Source organism: Pseudomonas sp. NDM, assembly GCF_003105095.1.
Lineage (GTDB): Bacteria > Pseudomonadota > Gammaproteobacteria > Pseudomonadales > Pseudomonadaceae > Aquipseudomonas > Aquipseudomonas moraviensis_A.
In genome coordinates this window covers 15,108-28,916 of record NZ_QETJ01000059.1, presented here as the reverse complement: position 1 = coordinate 28,916, position 13,809 = coordinate 15,108, and the positions used below count along the sequence as shown (strand labels likewise).

Genomic DNA, 13,809 nt, shown 5'->3' with positions numbered 1-13,809 from the left:
CTCCTACAGGGGAATGGGGTCTTCTGTAGGAGCTGCCGAAGGCTGCGATCTTTTGGTTCTGAAAGTCCCAGAGTTATTTGCCTAACTTGCGCAGCTCATCCGATTCGATCACCCGCACCCCATCCTGTTCTTCCAGCGCCAGGCGCCACATCGCCCGTGCCAGTTGGCAGGCTTCGATGCCGTGGTATTTCCCCGGAATCAGCTTCGATAACGGCCCGGCCAGTTGTTCGGCCAGACGCGGTTCAATGCGTTCGCCGAGCAGCAGCGAAGGTCGGCAAATGGTCAGTTGCGGCCAGTCCTGCGCGCGCAGGGCCTGTTCCATCTCGCCTTTGACGCGGTTGTAGAACACCGAGGAATTCGGATCGGCGCCAATCGCGCTGATCACGATCAGGTGCCGCGCGCCCATCTCCCGCGCTCGTTTGGCAAACGCCACGACCATGTCCAGATCCACTGCGCGAAAGGCTTCTTCGGAGCCGGCCTGCTTGATCGTGGTGCCGAGGCAGCAATAAGCGATATCGACCCGGCCACTGAGCTGCGGCAGAAACGTCTGCGGGTCGCCGACCGGGTTTTCCAGATGCGGATGCTCGGCCAGCGGCCGGCGTGATGGGGCGAGGACACGGGTAATCGTTGGCTCGTTGAGCAAACGGTCGAGCAGATGTTCACCGGTCAGTCCGGTGGCTCCGGCAAGCAATACGTGCTGAGGCGTCAAGTACATAGTGTCTCTCCCTTGATACTGTTCAGCTTAGTTGCCTTTTGTCGCCGCGTCGTTCAATGCGCTGCTTTGCAAAGCTTTGCGCGCTTGCTGTTTACGCAGCAGTTGCCAGTGCGACAGCACGGTCTTCGGTGCCCAGATCTGCGGCTCCGAGGCTTCGAAACCGTCGGCCAATTCGCGTTCGGCGACAGTGGCCTTGGCCAGTTTGAAAGCCTGTTCCAGATCGTCGGTCTGGTTCAGCGCCTGAGCAAACAGGGCGTCGCCAAAGTAAGTGAAATTGGCTTCTTCCGAACAGCCGAACGACACCCGATCTGCACGCGAGGCGGTCATGATCAGCGTACGTTCGTCCTTCAATGCCGGGATGAAACCGCCGGAATAGCACGAGGAAATCACGATGACCTTGTCGCGATGCTTGAGCGGCGCGAGCACCGCGGCGAGTTCATCGGCGGGCAGGTCGGCCAGTTCCATGCGCGGCTGATCGAGCACCAGTTCATGCTCGGCGGTGCCGTGGCTGGTCAGATAAATGAACAGCAGATCTTCCGGCCCGCTGCGTTCGGCGAGGGTTTGCGCGGCGCGGCGCAGGTTCTCGCGGGTGGCCATCGGCCGGTCACCGAGGTGGTCGCGGTGATTGACCAGACGGATCTGGCCGAAGGCGCCGAAGCGTGTGTTGAGCATGTTGGCGACGTAGTCGGATTCGCGCAGAAACACGCTTTGCTTGCCATCGCCACCGAGGGTCAGGGTGTACAACTCGACCGCCGGGGTCGAGGCCGGGATTGCCGACAGCGCCTCGTCGAGCAGACGACCCTGGGCGAGCAAACCGAGCTCGAGGGTGTCGGGCAGCAATTTGCCGTCGGCGTCTCGCACACGCTGGCCGTTGATCCAGGTGCCACTGAGCACGCTACCATCGGTCAGCACCAGCGTGCCGCGGCCGGAGTAGCTGTCGTTGTCGAAGCCGCCGACGTAGAAGCTGCCGTCGGACAGGTTCAAACGGCCCTGGCCGGTGAATCGCCAGTCGTTGAACACACCGATGTAATGGCTGCCGTCAGCGCCGATCAATTCGCCCTTGCCGCTCAGCGCGCCTTCCTTGAACTGGCCGAGCCAGACGTCGCCGTCGGCATTCTCGTAGCGGCCCTTGCCGTGCAGTTGATTGTTCTTGAAACCGCCAACGTAGATATCGCCGTCGGCGCTGGTGTAAGTGCCGTTGCCTTCCAGTTGACCGTTGACGAAATGCCCCGTGAACGCATTGCCGCTGGCGTCGCCGCGCTGGCCTTCACCGTTGGGTTTGCCGTGGGCGAACTGGCCTTGATAGGAGCTGCCGTCGTCCATCTCCAGACGGCCGAGGCCGGAATACTGGTCAGCCTTGAATTCGCCGCGATAGGTCATGCCGTTTTCTTTCAGCGTACCTTCGCCATCGCGCCGGCCCTGCTTGAAACCGCCGGTGTAACTGCTGGCATGAGTGCTCAGGCTGCCCTGGCCGTCAAACAGACCTTGCTGGAACTGGCCGCGATAGACCTCGCCATTGCTGCCGTGCCATTCGCCTTGCCCGTGCCACTGGCCCTTGTCGAACTGCCCGGCGTACCAGCTGCCGTTGGGGTAGTCGACGCGGCCCTGACCCTGCAGCAAGCCGTCGACCAGTTCGCCGCGATAGCGTCCGCCATCGGGCAGGCGCGCATCCGGCGGCAACAGCGATTCGCCGTCGCCGCAAGCGGTGAGCATCAGGGTCAGGGCAAGGGGTGCAAGTCGAGCGATTGAGCGCATAGCGGGATCCGGGCAATTAGGCGACCGAGTATGCCGCAGCTATGCATCGCATATATAGAGACGTGACGCGAAACAGCGTGCGCTGCTTCGCATCCGGGATGATCAGACGAAGCAGAGTGACAGCGGCTCGGCGATATAGGCCGGTTTGTCCGAGCCCTCTATCTCCAGTGTCGCGGTAGCCTTGAGCAGCCACTGGCCGGGTTTTTTCTCGGTGACTTCGACCATGTCGACCTTCAATCGGACTTTCGAATTGACCTTGACCGGCTGGATGAACCGCACGCTGTCCAGGCCATAGTTGACGACCATCTTCACGCCTTCGGGCAGCACGAGGATGTCTTCCATCAGTTTCGGCATCAGCGAGAGCGACAGGAAACCGTGGGCTATCGTGCTGCCGAATGGCGTTTGCGCGGCTTTGACCGGATCGACGTGAATGAACTGAAAATCACCGGTGGCTTCGGCGAACAGGTTGATGCGCTCCTGATCGATGGTGAGCCATTCGGAACGTCCAAGTTCCTTGCCGACATAATCTTTGAGCTCTGCAACGGGAACATAGGGCATTGAGACTCTCCTTGGGTTCATCGGTTTTATAGTTTTTCTGGTGGCGGATTTGACCGGCCTGCGAACCACTGTAGATCATCATGGCGATTTGCTCAGGTCAACCGACCATGCTTTTGGCGAATGCCGGTCCATAGCGCCGGCATGCTTATAATGCCGGGCCCCTGCTGGGTGAAATACAAGACGGAGATGTCAGATGTTGTTACGTGGCCTGACCCTGCTGGTGCTGTTTCAATTGCTCGGCACAGCGCTCAATCACTTGCTGCTGCCGATATTGCCGGGGCCGATCATCGGGCTGCTGCTGTTGCTGGTGTTCCTGATCATTCGCGGTGAAGTCGGCGAGCCGCTGAACCAGGCGGCGGGCAGTCTGCTGCGTTATCTACCGTTGCTGCTGGTGCCGCCGGCAGTAGGCGTGATGGTCTATGCCACGGCGATTGCCGCCGATTTCTGGGCGATCGTCGGCGCGCTGGTGGTCTCGCTGATCCTGTCGATGGCCTTTGCCGGCGTGCTCATGCAACGTTTGGTCAAGCGTCACGCGCCGCCGGCGGAGGAGTCCTGATGCTGTTCGACTGGCAAGGCGCGTGGGCCTCGGTGATTCACCATCCGCTGTTCGGCATCGGCATTACCCTCGGTGCCTATCAACTGGTGCTGGCGGCGTTCGAGAAAACCCGCTGGATCTTTCTGCAACCGGTGCTGGTCTCCATGTTGTTGGTGATCGGTGTGCTGGTCGGCTGCGGCCTGACCTACGCCGAGTACCGCAAGAGCACCGAAATCCTCAGCATTCTGCTGGGGCCGGCAACCGTCGCACTGGCGGTGCCGCTGTACCTGAATCTGCGCCGGATCCGCCAATTGTTCTGGCCGATTTTTACTACGCTGGTGATAGGCGGGGTAGTGGCGACGGGCATGGGCGTGGCGCTGGGCTGGTGGTTCGGTGCCGATCACATGATCCTGATGACCATGGCGCCGAAGTCGGTGACTTCGCCGATCGCCATGCTGGTCGCCGAGCAGATCGGCGGTGTGGCCGCGCTGGCCGCGGTGTTCGTGCTGATCACCGGGGTGATCGGCGCGATCTTCGGCCCCGCGCTGTTGACCCGGCTTGGCGTGCACAGCCCCGAGGCGCGCGGGATGGCGCTGGGCATGACCGCCCACGCGGTCGGCACGGCGGTGGCGATGCAGGAAAATGATGAGTGCGGCGCGTTTGCCGCGCTGGCGATGAGTCTGATGGGCGTGGCCACGGCGGTGTTCCTGCCGTTGGCGGTGTCGATGGTGGTGTAAGGAAATGTCTATGAGTCTGCCGCTTTTCCCGCTGAACACGGTGCTGTTCCCCGGCTGCAATCTCGATCTGCAGATCTTCGAGGCACGCTACCTCGACATGATCGGCCGCTGCATGAAGCAGGGTGTCGGCTTCGGGGTGGTGTGCATTCTTGAAGGCAGTGAAGTCGGTGTGGCGCCGGAGGGGTTCGCGCTGGTGGGATGCGAGGCGCGGATCACCGATTTCCAGCAGCAGGACAACGGTCTGCTCGGCATCCGCGTGCAGGGCGGGCGACGCTTCAATGTGCTGCGCACCGAAGTGCAGCGTGATCAATTGATTCTCGCCGATGTCGAGTGGCTCGACGACGAGCCCGAGCAACCGCTGCAGGAGGAGGACGCCGATCTGGTGGCGCTGCTCAAGGCGCTGGCGGAACACCCGATGGTCGAAGCGCTGGACATGGGCACCGAAGCCGCGGGCCAACAGTCACTGGCCAATCAGCTTGCCTATCTGTTGCCTTTCGCCGAAGAAGACAAAATCGATCTGCTGCAACTCGACGACCCGCAGCAGCGGCTCGACGCAATCCAGGCGTTGCTGGATGAGTTGCAGGGTGAATTGTTTGCCTAGTTGCACTCTGAATCAACTCAGGACGCCTGCCAGCATTGTATTGGTTCGGTCTTTATCATAATTTCAGGTGACCCGCAGGAAGCGGGATACTTGAATAAAAATAAGGACGAATCATGACTGTATATGAAGATGAATGGGCATTTTGGGATGATATTGCTGGCAAGTATATTTTGAAACATGCCGAGACGGATCATAACGTCAGGCACGTGGTTGACGCGGCATCAACTTATGCGGACCTGATGGTGATAGCCCGCCGTAAAAGAAAATCTGAAAAAGTTCCTGTCGGCGAAGTGCCGCGGATGTCTGCATCAGCAACTACCGTCGTGACTGCGACGGCGGTCTGATTATTTCCCTTTTTCAGCGTTGCCTGCCGTTGCGGTTACCAGACGGCAGGTGTTTACAGGTGGGCAACCATGGCTTTAGCAAACATAAACAACCAGACATTCACCGCGCATCTTTATCTTGATGGCCGGCCGGTAGTGCTCAATCAACAACGTCTGCAACAGGCTCTGCGCAACCTGCGGATAACCAGAGCCGAGAAACTGGAGGCCGAAGTAGGACTCGCAGATTCACGCGTGTCCAGTTTCATAACCCTGGCCGACCATGAAGACGACACACCACTGTTGCTGAAATTTGTCCCCAAAGGTGACGAATATCTCATCAGTGTGGTGCTGGCGGGAATGTTCGATGGCGCGCGGTTATTCCTGGAGGACAAGACTCATAATCTGTTGGCCAGCACCAGTGCCCCAGAGCAGTACTTTTCAATCAGCACTACCGGTGTTTCAAAGGCCAGCTTCAGGCATTTCAAATCCGGCCCTGCCTGGCTCGAGCTGATCGGCGAGCCTCACGACAGGCCCTTGTATCGTCATATAAGCAGCGGAATGAGCACATTCCTCGCGGTCGATCCCAACAGCACTGGGCATAACGCCTTCAATAACAAACCTGCGATATTTGTGATCCAGGTCATCGACGAGCGTTCAGCGGTTACTTGATAAAAAAGGCGCCATTCATTTTTAAATGAATGGCGCCTTTTGTCAGGCTCGATAATGTTCGGGCACTGGCCAGGTCACATCGTTGGAGTAGGTGTTTTCGCCTTTTGGCAACTTCAAGACGACACCGCCGGAGCGGGCTATTCGATTGATCAAATGGTCATAAGCAGTGGCACCATGGCGCATGTAATCGGCCCCGTCGGTGCCTGCCCATGTGGCTTTCTCGATAGCCTCAGCGGAGTTCCCGGCTTTGCGCAAGATATCTTCGACTCTGGCCGCCTGGCTCAAGTCCGAACTCACCAGCCATATCCTCTCTGCACTGATACCTCGCGTCGGCATTGATATCCGGCCTTCGAGGGTATCGCCGTCGAAATCCTTGTTGTTCAGATAGATGTTTTCCACTCGTGGCACCACCTCGATACCCCGAGTGTCGATGACGTACAGGAAACCTAGCGTTTGCTTGCGACGGAGCAATGGATAGTCACGCGAGTTGTCCATTTCAAACGAAGTCTCGGAATCGTTGGCTGAACTGTGTCGATTTCCACTCGACGAATCACTGTCGGAGAAATGCCCCGGATAACGATTGGCCTGACTGTTGTAGTGCCTTGGGTTGGAGTAGTAATCAAATCCCATGTAGCTCAAGCCATCGGCCGCGCCGAATGTCGCGCTGAAAGCCGATTTGGTCGTGGAGTCGGAAGGATTGCCCCGCAATTTCACCAGGCGTTTGTCTCGAGCCAGTTCAAAAGGCGTGCGCAAGTCAGCACGGAACATGGCCGGGATGTCTGTTCGGTAAAGGTAGCCATGCTTGTTTCTCTTGTAGCCTGCATGCTCCAGATAACTTTTCAGGAAGTTTTCTTCATAGCGCTGCTCTACGGGATGTGAGTCGAACTCAGAGCTCTCGCCTTCCTCTCTCATTCTCAGAACGAGAGGTTGCATCTCTTCTGCAATCTGCGCAAAGCGGGTGTCATCCAGCGGATTCTCGGTCAGGCGTTTGTGCTGTTCGGCCCAATCGGGGAATCGCCCATGCTCCATGTCTTGTCGCAGACGTTTTTGCTGAGCCATGCTCAAGTTGTAGCTGCGCAGAATGTGCGCACGTTCCGTCTCGGACCTGTGTGGATATGACCATCTGAATGAGTCGCTCAGAAACTTGTGAGTATCCGGCTCGTTGAAGCGCGTAGCCCAGTCGGGCGCTCTTCCCAAGGCTTCTGCTTCGATTCGGAATACCAGCGCCTGTGCGCCCTCAAGGCGGTATACGCTCCAGATATCACCATCGCTCCAATGCGCAAGTTTCAGCGGGACAGATGCATCGCCCCGTGCCTCGTTCGGATCAACCCGAATCAAGCGTCCATTCTCATCCGCCAGGGCGAAACCTGCCTCTCGTTTCACTACTGTGAATTCATGCCACTTGCCATACGGGCCAGTGTGCTCAATCGCCCGGTGTTCGCGAACCGAGTAGTAGCCCCGCGCATCCGCGGTATAAGACGACGCGTACTGCATGGGGTCGTAGTACTCGAGCGGCTTCTTCAGACTCCAGACATTACTGTCGTTCACGCGATAGAGAGCAGGCCCTGAAGGAACCCGCTCGCTCGGCAATCTGGCGCGCCAGGCCTTCATCAGATCGTGAAACGCCACCATCACTGTCAGTCCGGAAGCTGCCCCGTCATCGTTGGCGATGTCGGCGAACGTGCGACCCTTGTAGACCTTCAATCCGTCGGCATTGTGACTCAACGTCTCATCAATCCTCTGCAAATAGGGCTCCAGGGGTGATGCCGCCGCTCGACGTTGAAGTGCCTGCGTTTGCGGAATCTGCGTAATTGTCATGCCAGGCTCTGTTTTTGCAAGACTGCTGTGAGGGTGGCCAGTGACAGGTCCGGGCAACCAGTGCGGATCGTCCGGCCTCATGCGCACGGGCAAGTGCAAGTCCAGATCCATCGTGCGCTCAGGATGAGAGGGGCGGGATGTTGAAGTCGATGCATCTGGCGTCAATGAAGGGCGTACGCCCCCAGGTTTTTGTCGCATGGGAAAATCCTTTTTTTGCGAGTCGGCCCTCCATGGGCCGTGGTGAGCGGGTGCCAGTCCGGGCATCGGAGCCCGCACTGGCACGTTGTTGAATCTGGAGCGGTCGCGGTCAGGTTCCGCTGATGGGGATGAAAAGATCGTCGAGGTTCAAGTGTTTCTGCGGATCGGTCGTCAGGCTCCAGCTTTTTCTGATCGAGTTGTAAGTCAGCGTACCCTCGGTGTCGGGCTGGTAACCGATGTCGGTTACGTAAACTCGTGCCGCCAGTTCGTTGCGCTGTCTGTGCTGCTCGATGTCGGCCACCAGTGCGTCGACGCTGGCGTAGCTGCGGGCATTGATGACGTACAGCTGCAACACTTCAAACAGCAGCGAGACTTCATAGATATGGCCGGCGGAGGTCACCACGCTGATGGATTCCACAGGCGTGTCATCCTCGATATCCGGCAGTTCGATGGTGACGCTGGCAATGCGCAAGCGATTGTCCTCAAGCTGGATATCGTCACGTTTGACGGTTTCGCTCAGCGTGCGAGTGAACAGATTCCACGTTGACGCATTCGCCGTTTTCGCCGCGGCGCCCGGGGTGGACAGGCGCACGATGCAGTTGCTGGCTAGGTAAACGTCGTATGTCGCGCTCTGGCCCTCGAGTACGTAGATGCCTGTGTGCGTGCGTGGCTCGATGACCACTTTGCTCGCTTGCGCAGTCAGCACCGGTTTTTCGCTGACCAAGGGCTGGACAAACAGGTAGTTGCCATTGCGCCTTTTCAGCCAGCTGCGCGTGCTGGACACCCGCGTACCGGGATTTCTGGCGTCCTCTTCGTAGTCCAGCACGGGCACCTGCAGGCGGTACGAGACTTCATCCTGCATGACCAGCACGATGTCTTGCGCCAGCAACGGGGTGGTGACTTTCAGGCTGTTGCGGCCGCTGTAGCCCGTGGCCGCGGCGATGGTCGTTATCACGCCTTTAAACAGTACTGCTTTGGCGGGCAGCAGAAGCGACAGGCAAATGTCTTTGTAGATCAGGTGGGTATTGCCCGAAACGCCGTTACGCACTTCGACCTGGTAGCTGAGCACCGCGTCGACGATTTCGCTGGCCTTGAAGTCAAGGTAAACCGTGCTGGCCGTGGCAGCGGCAGCAGTCGCTGCAACGAACTCCACCCGACGATCCGTGCGTGCAACGAAGTGTCGGTGCAAGCCCTGAGGGGTGATCGTCACCGTGCCGCCATTGATGATGGCCGGGGCAGGTGCCGGTCGACCGTTGACGGTCACAGCGACCTCGATGTCCTGACTCGCTGCTTCACCAGGTCGAGCCGGGAGCAGCGCCAGCAGTTCATATTCGTCCTGAGTGCGGAACAGCCATCGGGCGTTTTTCAGTTGGCGTTGGCCGTCGACCATCTGATAGACGTTTTCCAGAGTCAGCACATGGTCGGGGTCGCAGCCATCGTTGCCGCGCAACGAGGTGATCACCAGTGAAGTGCCGATGAGCTGCCAGCGCTGAATGACCGCCCGCGCCCAGCCGAACTCGACCACGCTCGAATGTTCACCCTCCTCGATGATTGTCGTCCGCGCGTTGGTGTTGGCGATGTAGTAACGATCTTCGCCGTGACCCCCGTCGACCCGACATTCGTTGCCGAAGATAGCGATAGTGTCATTGCCGTCGCCGGCCTTGACGCGGTCGTATCCGTTGGCAGAAATCTGATTGGCGTCGGCCGTACCCGTGACGTGACTGGTGCCCTTGCGCAGGGTCGAGACATTCTCGAAAGAGGTCAGGTGGGCGACTTCGATCCCTTCGGCCTGCGGATCCAGGCCGCGCAGCATCACTTTGCCGGTCTGCAGATTGATGTCATGCCCGACGTGGCGCGTGTCACTGGTCGGGCGACTGCCTTCGAACGCCACCATATCAGCGCCGCCTCCGCCGTCCAGCACGTTGACATGGGCCGGTTTGCCCGAGCGATCCAGTTCCCGGGCGGTGATTTCGTGATAGAAGGCATCGTTCTTGTCGCCGCCGGTGAGGGCCTTGTGGCCGTCGCGGTAGGTGAACAGGTTGGGCTGCGCCTTGACGCCGACGACGCGATCATTGCCATCGCCCATGCGCCAGAACACGCCTTTGCCTTCACCCGCGCTGCCGCTGACCTTGCCCTTGAGATCCGCGGGCAAGCCATCGCGGGCATCGATCACATCGTCTGCGCCGACGATCACTGCCTGATTGTCGAGCTTGAACGGTTTCTCCCCGGTGCTTTCGTCCCAGACGTAACGCCATAGCTCGACAGCCTGTAATTCGGCGCGGAAGGCGCCGTTCACCACATGTTCGATGGAATTTTTGTACGCGCCCTCCAGCATGTCCTTGGCTGACAGTTCGAGCTGTTTCTCATGGTCGCGATAGCCTTTGGACAGCTTGAAGCGATCCATTACCTCGGTGTCCAGCTCCTTGCCAGTGAAGGCGAACCAGCCCGAGCGCAGGCGTTCATGGGCGGTCAGCTCGATGTAGTCGTCGATATCGTCAACCACTCGTGCAGCCTGGTAGATCATTGAGCCGGCGATCAACAATGCCGCAGCGACGAGGCCGACGGGCCCTGCAACGCTGCCAAAACCGGCCAGGGCGGCGACGCCCAGCACCAGGCTGATCCCCGCACCGGCGACACTCATGGCACCGCTGACGTAGTGATCCTGGGCCTCTTTACCGGATGTGGCCGCGGCGGCGTTGAACGATTTGACGGCGTCGATGATATCGAAGGGCAGCGTGATCGCGCTGGCGAACATCCCGGCCCCGCGGCTCATGTATTTGCCCACCGACGTCAGCGGGAAATATTTGAAGAGTTTGCCGCCGTTGGTGAGCATTGCCTCGCCGGTTTTGGTCAGGCCCTGCTCGATGATCAGCGAGCCCAGTTCCGCTGCGATGGATCCGCCCTGGAAGATCGCTTCCAGCTTGTCACCCTTTCTGATCGCGTCGGCCATGGCCATGTAGCCGCTGTAAATGCCGAAGGCTTGCAAGCCCACGCCTGCACCGCTCATCAAATAGCTTTTGTTCCTGTTAACCCAGCCGGGGGTGTTTTCGAACGAATCGGCCCGATGGATGCCCAGTTTTTGCGCGGCTTTGCCGAGCTGGTTGAGGCGCTCCATCGTGCTCCCGGTACCGATGGGCGTATCGCTGATGAACAACGGCCCGGCATCGATGGAGCGTTTGCAGGCGATTTCAAAAAACAGCATGGCAGGCACGGCGCTGTCCGGAATGTCGACCGACTGCAGTCGGGCTTCGACTTTTGCCGCTTCGAAATTAAGGCCATCCAGAAAGGCCTGATCGGCATTTTTCATATCGGTATTGGCCGGGCTGACGGGTTGCCCGTTGACCGTGGCGCCCAATGCCTGCAGTTCGACCCGACTGGTCGTGAACTCGCCGATGCGCAATGGGCCGTAATACTTGTCGAGAGACCTGAGGCTTTGCCGGTGGGCGGCATCAGCGTTGTTTTCGAGAGCGGGTGAAGGCAAATGATGGAGATTGCCTGTCGAGGGCGCATGGACATTGGCCGAGGCATCGATCGGCGTGACCTGAAGCAGGCGCACATTGGCAATGTGCGCGGAGGGTACGATGAGTTTCGACACGTCTTAATCCTTTAATGGTGTGTTTGAAGAGCCGGTTTCCTTACCGGTGTTGCCTGTGTCATCTGCGTTTCAGGACCAGACGATGTCGTGCCCGGACTCGTTCCTGTTGCCCGACAGCCTGACTATCGGCAGAGCGGCCGCTTCGGCCTTGTCGATCAATCGATCGTATTCGAACTTGTTGGCATGCCCGGCATGGGTAGCCGCTTCGATCCGCTCGGCGCTGTTGCCGGCCATGTCCTTGATGTCCATCACCCTGGCGCCTTTGGTCTGGGCACTGTTGAGCAGCCAGATGCGCTCGGCATCGAGACCGCTGCGGGTGACCGAAATCAGCCCCTCGAAATCGTCGCTGGGGAACCAGGTCGGCGGCGTGTCGCGCGCGGTGGCATTGAACATCATGTTTTCTTCGTGGGGGACGACTTCCAGGTTCCGGGTGTCGAGGGCGTAGAGGAACATCTCCGTCTGGCGCGTGCGCGTGGATCGATAACCGCGCTCGTGATCCCATGTCACGGGGCTGGCCGGGTCAGACCAGTGGGAAGACGAGCTGCTCGAAGAATCACTTGCGTCACTGTCCGAGCTGCTGTCTGCGGCATCCCGCCCCGGGTACTTATGCATCTGACTGTTGAAACGCAGGTACTCGGGATCGGGCGCGCTGGCATACACCTGCGCTTCTTTGAGGCTGAACGTTGCGCTGATCGGCTTGTGCGTGGTGGCGCCGGGCTCATGGTGGTAGCGCGGCAGCATGGTGCCGTCGCTTGCCAATTCGAAAGGGGTGCGCTCGTCACCGCGAAACAGCGCCGGGATATCGGTGCGGTACAGGCAGTTGTTCTTGTTGCGCAGATAGCCGAGTCGCTTGAGCAGCGCTTCGCGTAGCTCGGGGGTCAGAAAGTTTTCGGCGTGATACCAGTCGTGGCGGGCATTGCGCTTGAGGTTCAGCTGTTCAACCGCATCCCTGGCGAACTGATCGAGGCGGTGCGGATTGTCGACATCGTCCAGCAGCCGCTTGTGTGCCTGGGCCCATGCAGGAATCGCCAGTTGCTTTTTCATCTCCTGCTGCAAACGCTTCAGTTGATCCGGCAGCAGGTTGTAGGACTGCAGAACGGCTTCGCGCTCTGCCAGGCTCAAGCCCGGGTGCAGCCAGCGCAAAGCGTCACGCAGCAAGTCGGTGGCCGGATTTTCCGTGCTCACCGGATCTGCCCACTGTGGGGGTGTGCCTGCGGCCTCGGCTTCGACACGAAACCGCGTGATGTCCCGGCCTTGCAGCCCATACAGTTGCCAGATTTCCAGATCGGTCCACTGTTTGAGGTGCGTGGGAGATGCGTTGAAACCGCCTTCCGGAGGATCGACCCGCCTGAGGTTGCCGAAAGAATCCCTGAAAGCAAACTGGATGCCGTCTTCGTTCGACCTCAGAACCGGTTGCATTTCGTAGTAGCCCTGGGCATCCGGCGAACGCTGCGAAGCGCGGTAACGGCTTTCATCGATAGGCGTGGTCATCGAGGTCAAACGCGGGCGCTTGGCAACAGGGGCGGCATCGGGCTGTACGCTCACGGTCACCCCGGCCCGCTGCGGCACCGGTTGTTCGGTCAGGCGCCAGGTCGGGCTGTCGACGTTTTTATAAAGGCGCGGGCCGGAGGCGGTGCGTTCGGTCAAGCGCTTGCTGCGCCATACGCCGGACTCATCCAGGTCAACATGGGTGGTCTTGATTGCGCCGTCAATTTCGACATCGACAAATCTTCTGCCGACGATCCAGCGAAATCCGTCAGCGTCCGCGGGGTTCATTCCGTGCACAAAAGCTTCGGACAGCCAGTAGTCATGGACCGGACTATTGGCTTGAGGCGCCTGGGTGCCCCGTGTCGGCATCCGAAAGATTTCGACGGCGGGTGGTTGTAAACGGGGCGCGACGATTTGCACGCCCATTGCATCCGCCGGCGACGTGGGATCGACAAGCCCGGGTGTGGGGAAGAGGGCGGGTGAAACGCCATCGAGCTGGCGTGGCGGGAGAGCGGCGGATTCCGGCGGGTGCGACGTGGCCGCGGGTGGCTTTCGAGGTGTTTTTGGGCTCATGGAATACTCGGAACAAACAGATTGAAAGGCATTGTTTTCGGAGTTTGAAAGTTGCGGTATCAAACGTTGAACACGCGCTTTAGTTGTAATTAAGCCAAATCAATCTAACCGGTTTTCACTGGGAGGAATGACACTTTCAAGCAAAGTGTGGCCTGATTATGTAACGTCTGTTTTGTATATGTTTCGAACGGGGAATTGTCTGGTTTTAATCAGGAAGTTTGACCGGGCACAAGTAATCGAGTGT

Annotated in this window: 11 protein-coding genes; 5 read left to right on the top strand and 6 right to left on the bottom strand. The window is 59.2% G+C overall.

Going from position 1 to position 13,809, the window contains the following annotated elements:
- Positions 1–73 precede the first annotated feature (73 nt).
- From DCO47_RS14255 to DCO47_RS14245, 3 genes are all read right to left on the bottom strand, one after another.
- Positions 74–715 (bottom strand): oxidoreductase, encoded by a 642-nt coding sequence (locus DCO47_RS14255; protein WP_064364048.1) that lies wholly within the window; start codon positions 713–715, stop codon positions 74–76.
- Positions 716–742: 27 nt separating this feature from the next.
- A complete protein-coding gene (locus DCO47_RS14250) occupies positions 743–2,470 on the bottom strand; it encodes a C13 family peptidase (RefSeq protein ID WP_042610594.1) in 1,728 nt (575 codons plus the stop codon).
- A gap of 102 nt (positions 2,471–2,572) precedes the next feature.
- Positions 2,573–3,028 (bottom strand): MaoC family dehydratase, encoded by a 456-nt coding sequence (locus DCO47_RS14245; RefSeq protein WP_016773011.1) that lies wholly within the window; start codon positions 3,026–3,028, stop codon positions 2,573–2,575.
- 193 nt (positions 3,029–3,221) lie between these two features.
- Here DCO47_RS14245 and DCO47_RS14240 point away from each other — a divergent pair, with 193 nt between their 5' ends.
- From DCO47_RS14240 to DCO47_RS14220, 5 genes are all read left to right on the top strand, one after another.
- Entirely contained in the window at positions 3,222–3,584 is a 363-nt protein-coding gene (locus DCO47_RS14240; RefSeq protein WP_016773012.1) for a CidA/LrgA family protein, read from the top strand.
- Positions 3,584–4,300, top strand: coding sequence for an LrgB family protein (locus tag DCO47_RS14235; RefSeq protein ID WP_016773013.1), 717 nt, complete (start codon positions 3,584–3,586; stop codon positions 4,298–4,300). The genes DCO47_RS14240 and DCO47_RS14235 overlap by 1 nt, the downstream gene beginning before the upstream one ends.
- Positions 4,301–4,310: 10 nt before the next feature.
- Positions 4,311–4,901, top strand: coding sequence for an LON peptidase substrate-binding domain-containing protein (locus tag DCO47_RS14230; RefSeq protein WP_042610593.1), 591 nt, complete (start codon positions 4,311–4,313; stop codon positions 4,899–4,901).
- Between the two features lie 113 nt (positions 4,902–5,014).
- Positions 5,015–5,245, top strand: coding sequence for a hypothetical protein (locus DCO47_RS14225; protein ID WP_042610592.1), 231 nt, complete (start codon positions 5,015–5,017; stop codon positions 5,243–5,245).
- Between the two features lie 69 nt (positions 5,246–5,314).
- The gene (locus DCO47_RS14220) at positions 5,315–5,893 is read left to right on the top strand and encodes a hypothetical protein (protein ID WP_116658311.1); all 579 of its coding nucleotides are present in this window, start codon (positions 5,315–5,317) and stop codon (positions 5,891–5,893) included.
- Positions 5,894–5,935: 42 nt separating this feature from the next.
- Here DCO47_RS14220 and DCO47_RS14215 read toward each other — a convergent pair whose 3' ends face one another.
- From DCO47_RS14215 to DCO47_RS14205, 3 genes are all read right to left on the bottom strand, one after another.
- On the bottom strand, positions 5,936–7,711 hold the full coding sequence (locus DCO47_RS14215) for a hypothetical protein (RefSeq protein ID WP_256590160.1): 1,776 nt from the start codon (positions 7,709–7,711) through the stop codon (positions 5,936–5,938).
- A gap of 307 nt (positions 7,712–8,018) precedes the next feature.
- The gene (locus tag DCO47_RS14210; RefSeq protein ID WP_256590159.1) at positions 8,019–11,504 is read right to left on the bottom strand and encodes a calcium-binding protein; all 3,486 of its coding nucleotides are present in this window, start codon (positions 11,502–11,504) and stop codon (positions 8,019–8,021) included.
- Between the two features lie 69 nt (positions 11,505–11,573).
- Positions 11,574–13,280, bottom strand: a complete 1,707-nt coding sequence (locus tag DCO47_RS14205; RefSeq protein WP_256590158.1) for a hypothetical protein — start codon at positions 13,278–13,280, stop codon at positions 11,574–11,576.
- Positions 13,281–13,809: the final 529 nt, after the last annotated feature.